Raw genomic sequence first — 14,998 nt, forward strand, 5'->3', positions numbered from 1 at the left:
GCGTGTCAACGCTTATCTCGAGATATGACATTTCCTCGAGAGAGTTTGGAGCATAGCGGAGCGGTGGCAGCCGAAAGGGCAACAGCTGAGGTAGAACCCGCCGCCTTGGCCGAAATTCTGCTCGTCAACGCGCTCCCGCCGCTGCGGATCTCAGACCGCTATGCCGATCTGGTGAAGCCGACTGGCATGGTGGCTTTGATGTCGTCCAGCCTTGGAAGCATCACCCTTCAAGGCGGAGGGGCTACGAGGCGTATCAAACCAGCAAGGCCAAGCTCAACATGGGGTTGGGCAGCATTGCGGCGCGACGCGTCGAAAGACGGACATGGCTGGGGGTCGATCCCGGCCGGGCGCAGACCGGTATGAGCGGGCTCCATGCGACGCCACCATCGAGCACAACATCCCCAAGCTCACCGCCATTCTGGAGAAGCGCCAGCGTTCAAGCGGCGCGACCTTCGTCAACTACGCGAACGAGGAGCGCTCGTGATGACGATCGGGACGGTAGAGCAGCCAAGGCTTCGAAGAAAAGCCGGCCCGGACGCCCCGGGCGTCGAGGAAGTGCGAATTCCCAGCACAGGGCAACGCGCGGCGAGACGTGCCGGCCGGGCTCTTCCTAAGATGCTGATTTTAAGTTTAGCAGCGCGTCATCGCACGCTAAAAAGACGCCAGGAGGCCCCTGTGACTGCCAGTCAGGTCAAGGTCATCAGCGGTCTGCAAGCCACAGCTTTCTTGGTAAGGTCCTCTAAGTCCGCCGTCTAGAAGCAGTGCTCGCATTCTGAAGGCGAGAGGACCGGTTGCTCTAGGCTCGCGCTTCTCCGCCGCGCGAGCGGGCACCATGTGTCGCCCGCTCGTCACTCTGACAAAATGTTCAACGAAGCGGCATGATAGCAGACGTCACCACGGGTATCATATTCACAATCTGCTGGAGGATCACAAGCGGGGTACGCTTTGTGTAGGTCCTCGCCGTTTCACTTGATGTGACCGTATGGCCGAGCAGGTCAGCCCGACGTTCCTCGGATACACCTGCAACGGCAAGCTCGGTCGCTACGAAGTGGCGGATGGAGTGCATGTCTTTGCCTTCAGGCACGAGGCCTGCTCTCTCGAACCCTCGCCACCACTTTTTGTAGAAGATGTCGCCGAATTTGCCGGGCTGCGCTCCCAGCTCCGGAAAAAGGGCGGCCGCTCCCGCGCTACGCAGGTGGTCGACATAGCTCAGGAATCCCAGTCGGAGGGCCTCGTCGGCCAGCGGCACGTCGCGCACCGACGACTCGGTTTTTACGCGCCCGGCCTCGGTTCTCCGGACACGCAGCACCCAAATGCCGTCGATCAGCTCTATGTCCGAGACCATCGCCTTTGCGACCTCCTCGCGTCGGCAGCCAGTGTAAACCAGAAGAAGTGGTATCCAGTAAGCGCTGTCGTGCCAGATGCGACGGCGCTCGATCTGCGGCTGCTCGAGCGGCGCGACATCGTACCGTGCACCGACGGCGACGAGGCCAAGCTGCTTCAGCGGCAGGGCGACGCGCACGAGCTGGCGTTCTTGGAGAAGCTCCGGTCAGACGGACGGAGAATCGTAGAGATCCCGAAGGTAGGGTTGACGCTTGAGGCGTCGGTCACCCTGACGAACGAGGCGATAGCTGACGGTCCGGACTGTCCGTCGTCAGAACATTCGGCACAACTCGCGGCGTAGATTAGCGGAGTGCGGACCTCGTCAGGGGGTTGATGTTAGGCGGCGAATTTGCGGTGCTGCAAGCGCCGATGTTCGATGGTCTGTCGCTTGATCCTTTCGCGCAGTTTGATGATTGCCGGAGCCCTGCCGAAGTAGGCGTCGGCAGGCGTCACGTTGGCCAGGCTCTCGTGGTATCGCTGGTGATTGTAGTGCTCGACGAAGGCCTCGATGTGGGCTTCGAGGTCGCCGGGCAGGAAGTAGTTTTCCAGCAAGATGCGGTTTTTCAGGGTCTGGTGCCAGCGCTCGATCTTGCCCTGGGTTTGGGGATGACACGGGGCGCCGCGGACATGGCTCATTTTCCGGGCCTCGATGTATTCCGCCAGCTCACCCGCGATGTAGCTGGGGCCATTATCGCTGAGTAGCCGGGGTTTGTGCAGCACCGTGGCGCTGTCGCAACCAGAAGCCGCCAGGGCGAGGTCCAGCGTGTCGGTGACGTCCTCGGCTCGCATGTTGGTGCACAGCTTCCAGGCGATGATGTAGCGCGAGAAGTCGTCGAGCACGGTCGACAGATAGCGAAACTGGAGGTTATCCGTGAAACACCGGGTAGCAGCGAAAGTACTTCTCGGTGAAATCGCTCATAATCATCGATGCCGGAGATCTGAATTCGCAGAAAATAATCCCCCTCTCCCGTCATGAGGTACCACTCTCGGATTTCAGGATGATCGTGCAGCGCCGCTTCAAACCGAGTAAGGCATTCCTTGGTCTGTTGCACCAAAACGACCTGGACCATAGCCGTCGTTCCCTCTTCGGGCATCGAGCCTCCCAAAAGGGCGGTATATCCGCGGATCGTCCCGTTCTGCTCGAGGATACGCACACGCCGGAGACAGGCAGATGGCGATAGCCCGACGACCTCTCCTAAAGCATGATTGGTGATCCGGGCATTCAACCGGAGTTGTGTAAGAATCTTCCTATCGAACTCGTCCAGACCAGCCATCACGTTTCCATCACTCCTTCACCGAATCCGCTATTAAATCACTAAAAACGCCAGGTTCGCGCACGGTTTGATCATTAATTCGTCGATTTGAACGATATGCTCTTCCAGAGAGGAGCGCAAATGGCTCGGAGGACATGTCCAAGCGCCGGCAGTCGATTGACGATCGACCTGGACGCTTTGCGCGAGAATTATGCGACGGTGTCGCACAGGATTGCGCCAGCGATGTGCGGTGCGGTCGTCAAGGCCAATGCTTATGGATTGGGTGCCTTGCCGGTTGTGGGCGCCCTGCGCCGTGCCGGCTGCACCCGGTTTTTCACCGCCCATTTGGCAGAAGCACTCGACCTTGCTCCCGCGCTTGATCCGACATGCCATGTCTTCATTCTCAATGGACTTGATCCGGATTGCGAACCGCTCTGCGCTGAGCATGGTTTCTTGCCGGTCCTAAATTCCCTTGCGCAGGTCGAGCGGTGGCGGGCGCTCGCTATCGCTCAGCGACGGCGCCTTCCAGCGGCTTTGCAGGTCGATAGCGGTATGTCACGGCTCGGACTTAGCCCCATTGAGGCCGCGACGCTGAGCGAAACTTCGGTGCGCGATGATGTCGATCTACGCCTGATAATGACCCATCTCGCCTGTGCCGACGAGCCGGACCGGAGCGAAAATAGAGGGCAGCTCGAGCGCTTTGAAGGAATTGCGCGCCGATTCCCGGGCGTCGCGGCCTCCATTGCCAATAGCGGCGGCGTATTCCTGACGCGCGATTTTCACATGGACATCGTTCGATGCGGAATTGCGCTCTTCGGAATAGCCACCTCTTCGTCACAGTCATGTGTGCTCCGATCGGTCGTCCGGCTCGATGCCCGCGTCGTTCAGATCCGTTTGATCGATGCCGGCAGCGGCATTGGTTACGGTCTGGATCATGTCGCTCGACGGCCGATGCGGATCGCTACCATCGGCATCGGCTATGCCGATGGCGTGCCTCGCAGATTCTCGGAGCGGGGTGGCGCATGGTATCAAAATCACTGGCTTCCCATCGTGGGGCGGATCTCGATGGACAGCTTGACGCTCGATGCCTCAAATCTGCCCGACGACCTCCTGCATGACGGGGCGTTTGTCGAATTTATCGGGTCAGCCCAGCCGATCGAAGTCATCGCCGAGTCTGCGGATACCATTCCCTATGAAATTCTCACCGGCTTCGGCCGGCGGCATGAACGCCTCTATCTCGAGAACAATCACATGGAACGTTATGGCGCGGGAGCATGGTCATGAAGGTCGCCGTCCTGGGCTCGGGGGTCATCGGCGTCACCTCCGCCTACTATCTGCATCGAGCGGGGCATGAGGTCGTCGTCATCGATCGACAACCCGGCCCCGCTCTGGAGACGAGTTTCGCCAACGCCGGCGAGGTGTCGCCTGGCTATGCATCACCGTGGGCGGCCCCGGGCATCCCTTTGAAGGCGATGCGCTGGCTGCTGATGCGCCATGCGCCGCTCGTCCTGCGTCCACGCTTCGACCCGGCAATGGCGCGCTGGCTCTTTGCCATGCTGCGCAACTGTAACGCCCGCAGCTACGCCGTGAACAAGGCGCGCATGGTACGGCTTGCTGAATTCAGTCGGGATCAGCTCGCCGACCTGCGAACAGCACTCGCTCTTTCTTACGACCACCGCACTCAAGGCACCCTGCAGCTATTCCGATCTCAGCATCAGGTAGAGGCCAGCTCGAAGGACGTGGAGGTTCTCAAACGCTATGGCATCCCTTATCAATGCCTGGACAGTGATGGTTGCGTTGATTTCGAGCCCGGTCTTAGCGCATCGCGCGACCGCTTCGTCGGCGGACTACGGTTGCCAAGCGATGAAACCGGCGACTGCCATCTTTTCACGACCAGACTAGCCGAACTCCTCGCGCGTCAAGGGGTCGAGTTCCGCTACAATACAACGATACACAAACTGCATGTCGAGCGCGGGCGCATTGCTCAAGTGGTGTCGGATCAAGGTCCTATCACCGCCGATCGCTATGTCGTCGCACTGGCGGCCTACGCTCCAGCCCTGCTTCGGCCTCTTGGCATTCGTCTCCCCATCTATCCGGTCAAGGGCTATTCGATCACGGCGGCCATCGCCGACAGCTTTCGCGCGCCTGTGTCCACGCTCCTCGACGAAACCTATAAGGTTGCGATCACCCGGTTGGGCGATCGCATCCGGGTGGGCGGAATGGCCGAAATCTCCGGCTTCTCGCATGACCTGCCCGAGCGCCGTCGCACTACGTTGGTCCATTGTCTGTCCGACCTGTTTCCGGGAGCCGCGCGGCTTGACGATCTATCCTTTTGGTCAGGCTTGCGTCCCATGACACCAGACGGTCCGCCGATCATCGGACCGACCCAGTCCCCCAATCTCTTTCTCAACGTGGGTCACGGTACGCTTGGATGGACCATGGCCTGTGGTTCGGGCCATTTGATCGGCAGCCTCATAGGCGGTGAAGCGCCAGCCATCGAAGCCCGTGATCTTGCCCTGTCCCGGTATCACCAGTCCTGAACGACAAGGAGTTTATCATGACCATCAGCTATTTGAGCACCAACCCACGCATGAGCCAGGCCACCATCCATGCCGGCGTCGTGTATCTTTCGGGCCAGATCGGCGCACCTGGCAAGGATATCGCGGCACAAACCCGAGCGGTTCTGACAGCGATCGACAGCCTGCTGGAGGAGGCCGGCTCGGACCGCGGTCATTTGCTCCAGGCAACGATCTGGCTCGCGGACATGACAGACTTTTCGAGCATGAACGAGATTTGGGAGGAGTGGCTGAAGGACGTCACGGCACCCACCCGCGCGACGGGTGAGGTTAAACTGGCCGGGCCTGAATATAAAATTGAAATCATCGTAACTGCCGTTCAGCGATAACCTCCGGACGTTTCAGGAGATGCGCGGTGTGCGGCGTCTCCCGATGTTCTTTTGTACCCATCCGGCGGGTCCCGCCTTGTCGATGAGGTGAGCGACCGGTCTTAAGCGTGCTCTTAAGAGTGCACTTAGGAGCGGTCGATGGGGCAGATCACGGTGTTTTCCGGGCCGGAGCGGCGTCGACGCTGGAGCGACGAGGAGCGGCTGCCGTGGAACTGGCGGTCCGGCGCCGAGCCAGCGCTGGCTGCGTAGCGCTCTAGGGTAACGTCCGGAAGTCGGCACGGGCCTTACTTCGTGTGCCGACCTATTGCGGAAGTTCAACATCAACCGCGAGCAATCGGCCTTCATGTTCTCCATTGTATGGCTTTGATCTGCCCCCACCGAGTGGCCCGATTGGTTTGTTAGTGGATTAAGCCCATCGCCGCCATATCCGGACGGAGGTGGAGCGAAGCGGAACCGGAGGCCGGATATGGCGGTGTCGCCGTTTCCGGTGCCGGCGGTCGGTAGCCCAGGCTGCTGTGAGGGCGAACGGTGTTGTAATGCCGCCGCCATGCCTCGATCAGCACCTTGGCCTCAGCGAGGCTGTAGAAGATCTCGCCGTTGAGCAGTTCGTCGCGAAGCGACCCATTGAAGCTTTCGTTATAGCCATTCTCCCATGGTGATCCCGGGGTGATATAGAGCGTCTTCACGCCGATCTGCCCCAACCATTTCTGGACGGCGGTCGCGATAAACTCGCTACCATTATCGGATCGTATATGCGCTGGTGGCCCACGCGAGATGAACAGGTCAGCCAGCGCCGCCAGCACATCCTCGTGTTTGAGCTGCCGGGCAACGATGAGTGCCAGGCATTCCCTGCTGGCCTCGTCGATGATCGTCAGAATCCGGAACTTGCGGCCATCGTGCGTGCGCCCTTCGACGAAGTCGTAGGCCCACACATGCCCGGGATACTCAGGCCGCAAGCGGATACATGATCCGTCGTTGAGCCACAGGCGTCCCCGTTTGGGCTGACGCAGCGGGACCTTCAGTCCTTCGCGTCGCCATATCCGCTCGACCCGTTTGTGGTTCACCGTCCACCCCGCATGGCATAGCAACGCCGTCACTCGGCGGTAGCCATAGCGGCCATATTGCTTCGCCAGCGCGACGATGTCCTCCGTGAGCGCCTGTTCGTCATCTGCCCCACGCGGCACCTTGCGCTGTGTCGATCGATGCTGCCCCAGCACCCGGCATATCCGTCGCTCGGACACCCGGATCGGCAAATCTCGTCCCAACTGATCGATGCAGCGCCGCCGCCGCGCGGGGCTCAGAAGTTTCCCTTGGCAGCTTCCTGCAAGATCAGCTTGTCCAACGTCAGATCCGAAATCGCCCGGCGTAGCCGCTGGTTCTCTTTCTCCAGATCCTTCATCCGCCTCGCCTGGTCGGTCTTCAGGCCACCATATTCCTTGCGCCAGCGATAGTATGTCTGCTCGCTGACTGCGATCCGGCGGCACGCCTCTGCTGTCGAGGCTCCCTGCGCCAGAACAATCTCAACTTCACGCAGCTTGCCGATAATTTCTTCCGGCTTGTGCTTCTTGCTCGGCATTCATCGTCCCTTTCGTGGTCCAAACTATCATAGTCTCTGGGCCACTCAGCGGGGGGCAGATCAATCGACCAGGAGCGCAACCAGCGTGGCGCGCCGCCGGGAGGGAATATATCGCTCGATCATATAGGCAGGCGAAGCGCGGCCTTCCCTGACATATTGCCGAAATCGGTCCGCATGGATGCGGCCAGCCACGTCCGGGGAGATGCCGATCTTCCGCACTTGCCGCAGGCGGTCGAGAATCTGGCGGATGTGATCGGGCTTGGCCGCGATGGGGATTGTCTTGAGCGAAGCGAGCTGGCTCGTGCCGCCGGCGTCGTCAAAGAGCTGGTCGAGGGCGCGGACCTGTTCGGTGCTGAGATCGGCGATCAAGGCATAGGCAGCCTGCTTGCGGGCACGCGCGCGCCCCGCGCTGCTGGCACGTTCGATAGTGGAGATTGACGGCAGCAGAATCCGGGCCTCGCGAAGGGCGGTGACAACTCCGGTCGCTATCGTCATCCCCTTGTCAGTCGCCCATGCCATTTTCCTGGCCGCTTCTATCATGAAGGGGATATCGGCGCGGGTCGGCCCCCGCAGTCCCAGGCGCGCGGCCAACTCTCGGGCATGGTCCGTCATCGTCTGATCCCGCGCCGCATAGTTGGCCAGGTCGGTTACGTGGAGACCAAGCTGTTCCGCGACGAAGGCGGCGAGATCATGGGGTATCGCTCCCCTGTCTTGTATCAACTGCGCCAGTGTGATGCCCGGGTGCCGTAAGAGCGCGAGTTGCAGCGCGACGCCCAACTGGTTCCGTCGCTCCCGTCGTGCGCCGATGATCTCGATGTCCGAAGGCTCGAAGCTATAGAGTCGGGCCAGATGGTCGCGCTCGGTCGGGATGGCGAGGATCTGATCGTGTTCGCTCTCGGTCAGGAGTTGATGCTTGCGCTTCGTCATGCCGATTCCCGTCCACAAAAGGTCATCTGGGCCTATGGACAGCCATGAGTAAAGAGACATAGTATGTGGACGGATATGGATGTGGCGAAGCGGTCGCCTTTCAGAGCGTCCACAGAACGACCCTTTACGGGAACGCCGATCAGGCTCTGGTTAGCTCAGTTTTGCGCGTGATAGTCCAATGCTCCAGTCGTTTGTAGACGATCACCTTGTCGCCGATCAGATCTCCATGCCGGCGACAGAAGAGGTCGAGCTGATCGCGATCGCCGACCAGTTCGACACAGATCGTCAGATGCGGATCGGCAATTTCCGAGCCGTTCTCCCGGATCGGTTCGTGATTGCTGAAGCCGTAATGGGTATTTTGCGCGACGGCGTTGATGATGCCGTCCGCCTTCGCGGTGCGAATCAGCTCGCGATAGAGCGGCTTTGCCCCCCAGAAGCGACGCGGGCCGATCTTGTCGGACGGTTTCAGATAGATGCGCAGCATCCCGACTTCGCGGTGATGGACGGTGAAACGATTGGGCATGACGGGCTTTCGACAGGAAACAGGATCAGGCGCGCGTGCGCCGGCGAGAAGCGCGGTGCGTGCGGGCATCGCGCAGGGTCGCGTCGGGTGTGAGGTGTGCGGCAGGTACCTTTGGCACAGCGACGCGCTGCGACAGGTAGATGCCGTTGTGGCCTGAGCAGAGGTAGGCGACGAAGCACGCGACTGCGATCGGCACCGTATAGGCCGCGCCGAACAACTCGATCCCCATGAACGTGCAAGCCAGCGGTGTGTTGGCCGCGCCCGCGAACAGCGCGACGAAGCCGATCGCTGCGAATAGCCCCGACGGTACTCCGAACATCGGCGCGAGCGCATTGCCGAGCGCCGCGCCGATAAAGAACAGCGGCGTGACCTCGCCCCCCTTGAAGCCCGCGCTCAGGGTCACGACGGTAAAGAGCAGCTTCAGCGCCCAGCTCCACGAGTGCGTATCGGGACCAAAGAAGCTGGCGATGGTCAGGCTGTCCGGTGTCGCGGCGAGCGTACCCAGGCCAAGATAGTCGCGGGTTCCGAGCAGCCAGACCAGCGCAATCACGGCCAGCCCGCCGATAACGGGTCGTAGTGGGCCATAGGGGATCACGCGCTTCAACCATCCGCCCAGCGCGTGATTGGCCTCGGCAAAGGTCAGCCCGGTCAGACCGAAGGCAATGCCGGCGACACCGGCCTTGGCGACGAGCAGCGCGTCGACCGGCACCAGCGCATCGACATGGTAGACGCCGTGATGAATGCCCCAGGCAAGACAGGTCCAGTCACCGACCAGCGCCGCGACCAGGCATGGCACCAGCGCGCGATACTCGACCCGACCGATCGCCAGCACCTCCAGTGCAAAGACCGCGCCCGCAATCGGCGTCCCGAAGACCGCGCCGAACCCAGCCGCGATCCCGGTCATAAGGAGGGTGCGTGTCGCTTCCGCATCCAATCTGAGCGCGCGTCCAAACCCGCTGGCAAGACTGCCGCCCAACTGCACGGCGGTGCCTTCACGTCCCGCCGATCCCCCGAACAGATGTGTCACGACCGTGCCGAAGAAGATGAGCGGAGCCATGCGCAGCGGCACGCCGCCCCCCGGTTCGTGGATTTGCTCGACGATGAGGTTGTTGCCGCCTTCGACCGAGCGCCCTGTCAGATGGTAGAGCAGTCCGACCACGAACCCGCCGATCGGCAGCAGGTAGAGCAGCCAGGGAAAGGCGAAGCGAAGCCGGGTTACGGCGTCGAGGCTCCGCAGGAAGGCCGCGCAGAGCGTTCCCACCGCTGCGGCCATCGGGACCAGGATCAAAGCCCACCGCAGTACCGACGTGGCATGGGTGCGGCGATCGCGAATGAACGCTGCCATGTTGAACTGGTCATAGAGATTGCGAAATGTCGCGCGCACGATTCCTCCTTGCTGCCTTGCGGCGCCTGGTAGGAATCATCGGCCCTTGCGAGGGCGGTTCGACCGAATGGCCCGGCGGAAATCCATCGCCGTGCCTGCGCATATGCTGTCCGACCGCGACCCGGTCAACCAACCGCAGAAGCATGAGACTATCGTTTTGGTGAGGACCGATAAAATGGCTTTGGCCACGGAATAAACCCCGACGAGCATCGTCTACGCTTTCGAGACCGATGCGCTGGAGGCTTATGCGTAGACGAGATTGGATGCTGGGTCTGACGGCTTCGGCCCTACTTACCGGCGCAGTCGCGGCCGCCCCCGCCGATGGCTACGCTACCATGATGTCTGTCGCGATGGACCGGATGATGGCGGGCATGATGGTCAAGCCGTCCGGTGACGTCGACCGCGACTTCGTGGCGATGATGCTTCCGCATCATCAGGGTGCCATCGATATGGCGGTGGCGGAGCTGCGCTACGGCCATAACGAGCAGCTCAAGCGCATCGCGCAGGAAATCATCATCGATCAGCAGCAGGAGATCGCCGCCATGAAGCTGGCGATCGGCCAGCCGCTACCGCCTTCGACGCCAGCCCCGACGCAGGGCGGCGACCACCATAGCCCTATGGAGCACTGACATGATCCGGACCATCCTGCGCTCGGCCGCCTTGCTGATGAGCGCCGCACCGGGCCTCGCCATGGCCCAGCAGGCGCCGTGGAACGCTAAGGACATGCCCGTCAGCCACCGCGACCGCGTCTATGCGTCTGAACAATTCTCCAACACGGTGTCGGTGACCGACCCGGCCGACAACCGGCTGCTCGGCGTCATCAAACTCGGCGATCCCCAGCCGATGAACTTCTCCCCGCTCTACAAGGGACAGGTGCTGGTTCACGGCCTGGGCTTCTCGCCGGACGGGAAGACCTTGGCGGTCGTGTCGATCGGATCGAACGCCGTGTCGTGGATCGACACCGCCACCAACACCGTCAAGCACACGACCTATGTCGGGCGCAGTCCGCACGAGGCGTTCTTCACGCCGGACGGCAAGGAGGTGTGGGTCACGGTCCGCGGCGAGGATTATATCGCCGTGCTCGACCCCACGACGTACAAGGAGACGGGGCGCATCAAGACGCCCGGTGGTCCGGGCATGACGATCTTCTCTCCCGATGGCCGGTACGGCTATGTCTGCTCTTCGTTCAATCCGGTATTGGCTGTGTTCAATGTCGCGACCCACGCGCAGGTCGGACAGGTGGCGCAGCCAAGCCCCTTCTGCCCCAACATCGCCGCGACGCCGGACGGCAAGCAAGTGTGGTTTACGCTGAAGGACATCGGCAAGACGGTCGCATTCGATGCTCGGCCACCCTTCGCGATCCTGAAGGTGCTGGATACCGGGCCTATCACGAACCATGTCAATTTCGCCCGCACGGCCAAGGGGCAGTTCGCGTATGTGACGGTCGGCGGAGAGAATGTGGTCAAGGTGTTCCGCACGTCCGACTTCACGCCGGTGGCAACAATTCCGGTCGGCAAGATGCCGCACGGTGTTTGGCCATCGGGCGACGGCCGGCGCGTTTATGTCGGGCTAGAGAATTCCGATGAGCTGGCCGCGATCGACACTGCCGGCAACACGGTCGTCGCTACCGTGCCGGTCGGACAGGCACCGCAGGCGATCGCCTATGTGTCGAACGCAGTTCCGACAGGCCCCGGCACCGACAATCTCCAGCCGCTCGGCACAGCGGGCAAGGCGCTGCATCTGACCATGGGGCCGATTGGCGGCAAAGGTACGGCAAGCAGCATCACCCTCTTCGACCAGGGCATCATTCAGGTCGTGCAGAGTGCCGTTACCGGTTTGCAGCCCAAGAAGCCTTACATGCTCGTACTGACCGCCAATGCGGACGGCAGCGGCGCTGTAGAGCCGCTTGCGAACTTCATGAGCAACCCGGCAGGTGCGGCGATCGTCAACGCATCGGGTCCGATCCGCCAGATCGTTCAGGGCAGCACCGCGACACCCCGGCGCTTTCTGGCGGTTGCGGAGGTGGTGAACGGCGCGCCGGGGCGCATCGTGCAGGTGCAGCGCGACTGAGATGGACCCGCTTGCCGCCGCGATCGAACCGCTGATCCCCGGGCTGCGCCGCTATGCCCGGTCGTGGTTGCGCGACCGGGTGATGGCGGATGACGTGGTGCAGGATTGCCTGGAGCGCGCGGTCGGGCGCTGGCGACAGCGACGGGGTGCGGAGGTCCGCCCGTGGGTCTATGCGATCCTGCACAATTTGTTGGTCGATCATCAGCGGCAGCATAGCCGGCGAGGTACGGCGGTTCCGCTCCACCTCGTGGACGACGCCGCGCTCGGCCGCCCGGCCGATCAGGACACAGGCCTGCACCACCGCGACCTGCTGCGCGCGCTTGATGCGTTGCCTGAAGAACAGCGAACGGTGCTGCTCCTGGTCTCGGTCGAGGGCCTGCCCTATGCGGAGGTCGCTGCCGTAGTCGGCGTGCCGCTGGGCACGGTAATGTCGCGCATATCGCGGGGGCGCGACCGTCTGGCGACCCTCCTCCGGGAGGGTGAACGGCCGCGATTGAGGAGCGTGCAATGACCAGCCCGATCGGCGAGGACGATCTGGCCGCATGGATCGATGGCAGGCTGTCGCCCGAGCGGCAGCGCCTGGTCGACGCCTATCTTGAAGGCCAGCCGGACGTGCATGCCCGTGTGCGAGAGCAGGCGGAGCAGGCGCGAGCCCTTGCATCCCTGTTCGCCCCCGTCGCGGATGAACCGATCCCGGCGACGATGCGCGTGGCAGCGATCAGGGGACGGCAACGGCAACCGCGTTGGCAGCTCGCCATCGCCGCGTCACTTCTGCTGGCGTTGGGGTTTGGCGGTGGCTGGTCGAGCGCGCGGTGGAGCGGCGAACCCCGCGCGGGCATCGCGGCGCTGGCCAACGAGGCGAGTGATAATTTCCGTGTCTATGCCGCCGACCGGATACGACCGGCGGAGATCGGCCCCGACCAGCGCGCCATGCTGATCCGATGGACCTCCGCTCGATTGGGTGAGCGCGTCACGATCCCGGACCTCAGCACGGCCGGCTATCGCTATGGCGGGGGGCGACTGGTCGCGACGCCCCACGGCCCTGCGGCACTGCTCCTCTACGACGGACCGCAAGCGTCGAAACTTGCGGTGCTGACGAGGCCCATGCAGATCGACAAGACCGCGAGCATGACCAGCACGTCCAGCGGGACCATGGGCCGGGTCACATGGGCGGTCGACGGGATCGGCTATAGTGTGGTGGGCGAGCGACCCGCGGCCGAACTGCATCCGATCGCCGATGAAGTCCGGCGTCAGGCAGATGCCGCGCTTGTGTCCTGATAGCGCCTTGCCGCCTCCCGGCGCCGACGGGCACCGGGCGGTCCAGCGCGATCACGGCTTGCGCTCGACATCCTTCCTGTCGGTCTCGGCCGGCGTCAGACGGGCTCGCTCGCGGATGCGGCGTTCCAGCGGCGCGCCGACGAACAGGACGAGCATTGCAAGGCTCACCCCGCCGATGATGAGCGGCCACACCGCCAACCCTGCTGCCGCGCCGATCGTGGCTGTCACCCAGATGCACGCGGCGGTCGCCAATCCATGCACTTCCTGACCCTGGCCGACCCGCAGCACCGCACCGGCACCGATGAAGCCGACGCCGGACAGAATGCCCTGCATCGCCCGTCCTGCGGCATCGGCGTTCACGTTCGGCAAGCCACTATGCACGATCGCCTGAACGGCGATGCAACTCGCCAGACCGACCAGACCCAGCGTCCGCAGGCCCATGATCTGCCGGTTCTCACGCGAGCGTTCCCAGCCGAGCACCATCCCGGCCGCGGTCGCCACCACCAGCCGGCCAATCGCATCGATCCAGAAAGCGACGTCCGGTGCCGCTGATGCTTCGATCATTCGACCAGCACGTGAACGTGATGCCAGGCGGTGCACAGATAGCCGGCGAAATTCCACATCGTATCCGGCCGCTCGGGCTGTCCCTGCCCGGTCTCGTCGAAGGCACGGGCGACAAGGTGCTGGCGTCCCTTGGCAAGTGTGGCGTCAAGGATCCAGCGCCGCCAGCCCCAGCGCGTCTCCGGATCATCGGCGAAGGTCGCCTGTTGCCAGTCGCGACCGCCGTTCACCGACACTTCGATCCGAGAAATACGGCGGTCATAGGCAATGGCATATCCCTCAATCCGCACCTCTCCGGCGGCCAAACTCTCGCCCGCACCGGGCGAGCAGATCGCGGCGTTGAGCGGCATGGCATTGATCGTCAGACCCTGGCTCCAGTCGACGGTGTCGCTCGTCACAGCGGCGGGGAAGAGCTTGTAGTCGTGCGCCTGGATCGGTGCCTCGGAGGGCGTTTCACGCACCTCGATCCGTGTCAGCCATTTGGCGCTGCGGACCCCGGCATAGCCAGGCACCACCATGCGGAGCGGGGCGCCATGTTCGGGCGTCAGCGGCTCGCCATTCATCGCCCAGGCGAGGAGTACGTCGGGCTCCCGCGCCTTGCTCATGGCGATCGATACCCCGAACAAGGCTTCTTCACCCTCCACGTCCACCTCGTCCGCGCCGGTGAACGCCACGAACAGCTCGGACGCATCCGGCGCGCCGACCGCATCGAGCACATCGGCCAAGCGTACGCCGGTCCACTCCGCATTGCCGATCGCGCCTACGTCCCACGGATCGCCGGAGGTGTTGGCGACCTGCTGGAGATCGGTACGCCGGTTGCCGGCGCACTGGAGAACCGCCGTTACCGTGCGCGTGGCAAACGTGCTCTTCAGTTCCTGCACCGAGAAGAAGCGGCTCGCCATGCCCCTCCCGCTCACCTCGATCCGATGATTGGCGGGCAGATCCGGCACCGGCCCGTGGCTGCGCACGTAGAACAGCGCCTGCGGCGTCAGAAACCGCTCGATCAACGCACCGGGCGTCGGCTCGGCATTGTAGGGATCAGAACTGCGCTCGATCATATCGGTCATGGACGATCAAACGTCGCGGGCACGCGTAACGCTTCAAGTCTTCGAGACCATCGCAGACGAAAGGCTGCCGA

Annotated in this window: 13 protein-coding genes, 3 pseudogenes and 1 riboswitch; of the genes and pseudogenes, 7 read left to right on the plus strand and 9 right to left on the minus strand. The window is 62.8% G+C overall.

Annotation, left to right across the window (positions count from 1 at the left end; genetic code table 11):
- Window positions 1-865: 865 nt before the first annotated feature.
- The 3 genes and pseudogenes from F1C10_RS16205 to F1C10_RS16215 form a co-directional block, all read right to left on the minus strand.
- The gene (locus tag F1C10_RS16205; protein ID WP_185210354.1) at window positions 866-1,522 is read right to left on the minus strand and encodes a site-specific integrase; all 657 of its coding nucleotides are present in this window, start codon (window positions 1,520-1,522) and stop codon (window positions 866-868) included.
- 197 nt (window positions 1,523-1,719) lie between these two features.
- Window positions 1,720-2,235: pseudogene (locus F1C10_RS16210) on the minus strand (transposase); the annotation flags it as partial.
- A pseudogene (locus F1C10_RS16215) lies at window positions 2,232-2,657 on the minus strand (Lrp/AsnC family transcriptional regulator); the annotation flags it as partial. The pseudogenes F1C10_RS16215 and F1C10_RS16210, both read right to left, overlap by 4 nt.
- Window positions 2,658-2,813: 156 nt before the next feature.
- Between F1C10_RS16215 and alr the strand changes: the two are divergent.
- Genes alr through F1C10_RS16230 form a run of 3 tightly spaced genes read left to right on the plus strand, consistent with a single transcriptional unit; the run spans window position 2,814 to window position 5,541 of the window.
- Window positions 2,814-3,920, plus strand: a complete 1,107-nt coding sequence (alr, locus tag F1C10_RS16220; protein ID WP_258043197.1) for an alanine racemase — start codon at window positions 2,814-2,816, stop codon at window positions 3,918-3,920.
- A complete protein-coding gene (locus F1C10_RS16225; RefSeq protein WP_185210355.1) occupies window positions 3,917-5,176 on the plus strand; it encodes a D-amino acid dehydrogenase in 1,260 nt (419 codons plus the stop codon). The genes alr and F1C10_RS16225 overlap by 4 nt, the downstream gene beginning before the upstream one ends.
- A gap of 17 nt (window positions 5,177-5,193) precedes the next feature.
- Window positions 5,194-5,541, plus strand: coding sequence for a RidA family protein (locus F1C10_RS16230; protein WP_185210356.1), 348 nt, complete (start codon window positions 5,194-5,196; stop codon window positions 5,539-5,541).
- Window positions 5,542-5,939: 398 nt separating this feature from the next.
- Here the strand turns inward: F1C10_RS16230 and F1C10_RS16235 are convergent.
- The 4 genes and pseudogenes from F1C10_RS16235 to F1C10_RS16250 all read right to left on the minus strand — a co-directional run bounded on the left by F1C10_RS16235 (window position 5,940) and on the right by F1C10_RS16250 (window position 9,951).
- Window positions 5,940-7,117 (minus strand): IS3 family transposase gene (locus F1C10_RS16235; RefSeq protein ID WP_100239940.1). Its coding sequence is split into 2 segments (ribosomal slippage): window positions 5,940-6,853 and window positions 6,853-7,117, totalling 1,179 coding nucleotides; the frame shifts between segments, so codons are not numbered across the junction.
- A gap of 63 nt (window positions 7,118-7,180) precedes the next feature.
- Window positions 7,181-8,044 (minus strand): annotated as a pseudogene (locus F1C10_RS16240) (DUF4158 domain-containing protein); the annotation flags it as partial.
- Between the two features lie 139 nt (window positions 8,045-8,183).
- A complete protein-coding gene (locus F1C10_RS16245) occupies window positions 8,184-8,567 on the minus strand; it encodes a DUF190 domain-containing protein (RefSeq protein WP_007406288.1) in 384 nt (127 codons plus the stop codon).
- A 25-nt stretch (window positions 8,568-8,592) separates the two neighbouring features.
- Window positions 8,593-9,951 carry a voltage-gated chloride channel family protein gene (locus F1C10_RS16250; RefSeq protein WP_007406263.1) on the minus strand — a complete coding sequence of 453 codons (1,359 nt, stop codon included), beginning with the start codon at window positions 9,949-9,951 and terminating at the stop codon, window positions 8,593-8,595.
- A 23-nt stretch (window positions 9,952-9,974) separates the two neighbouring features.
- Window positions 9,975-10,051, minus strand: a riboswitch (Fluoride riboswitch).
- 130 nt (window positions 10,052-10,181) lie between these two features.
- On the opposite strand from F1C10_RS16250, the gene F1C10_RS16255 reads away from it, so the two are divergent.
- The 4 genes from F1C10_RS16255 to F1C10_RS16270 are packed head-to-tail and all read left to right on the plus strand — an operon-like array spanning window position 10,182 to window position 13,299.
- Window positions 10,182-10,580 carry a DUF305 domain-containing protein gene (locus tag F1C10_RS16255; RefSeq protein WP_037569481.1) on the plus strand — a complete coding sequence of 133 codons (399 nt, stop codon included), beginning with the start codon at window positions 10,182-10,184 and terminating at the stop codon, window positions 10,578-10,580.
- A gap of 1 nt (window position 10,581) precedes the next feature.
- Window positions 10,582-12,021, plus strand: coding sequence for a YncE family protein (locus tag F1C10_RS16260; RefSeq protein ID WP_054435629.1), 1,440 nt, complete (start codon window positions 10,582-10,584; stop codon window positions 12,019-12,021).
- A gap of 1 nt (window position 12,022) precedes the next feature.
- Window positions 12,023-12,532, plus strand: a complete 510-nt coding sequence (locus F1C10_RS16265; protein WP_007406239.1) for an RNA polymerase sigma factor — start codon at window positions 12,023-12,025, stop codon at window positions 12,530-12,532.
- The gene (locus F1C10_RS16270) at window positions 12,529-13,299 is read left to right on the plus strand and encodes an anti-sigma factor (protein WP_007406229.1); all 771 of its coding nucleotides are present in this window, start codon (window positions 12,529-12,531) and stop codon (window positions 13,297-13,299) included. The genes F1C10_RS16265 and F1C10_RS16270 overlap by 4 nt, the downstream gene beginning before the upstream one ends.
- A gap of 51 nt (window positions 13,300-13,350) precedes the next feature.
- On the opposite strand, the gene F1C10_RS16275 is transcribed toward F1C10_RS16270, so the two are convergent.
- Complete coding sequence (locus F1C10_RS16275; protein WP_179510735.1) at window positions 13,351-13,899, minus strand: MgtC/SapB family protein; 549 nt, start codon at window positions 13,897-13,899, stop codon at window positions 13,351-13,353.
- Window positions 13,860-14,927, minus strand: a complete 1,068-nt coding sequence (locus tag F1C10_RS16280) for a molybdopterin-dependent oxidoreductase (RefSeq protein WP_007406227.1) — start codon at window positions 14,925-14,927, stop codon at window positions 13,860-13,862. Before F1C10_RS16280 ends, F1C10_RS16275 begins: the two co-directional genes overlap by 40 nt.
- Window positions 14,928-14,998: the final 71 nt, after the last annotated feature.

The organism is Sphingomonas sp. NBWT7 (assembly GCF_014217605.1).
Lineage (GTDB): Bacteria > Pseudomonadota > Alphaproteobacteria > Sphingomonadales > Sphingomonadaceae > Sphingomonas.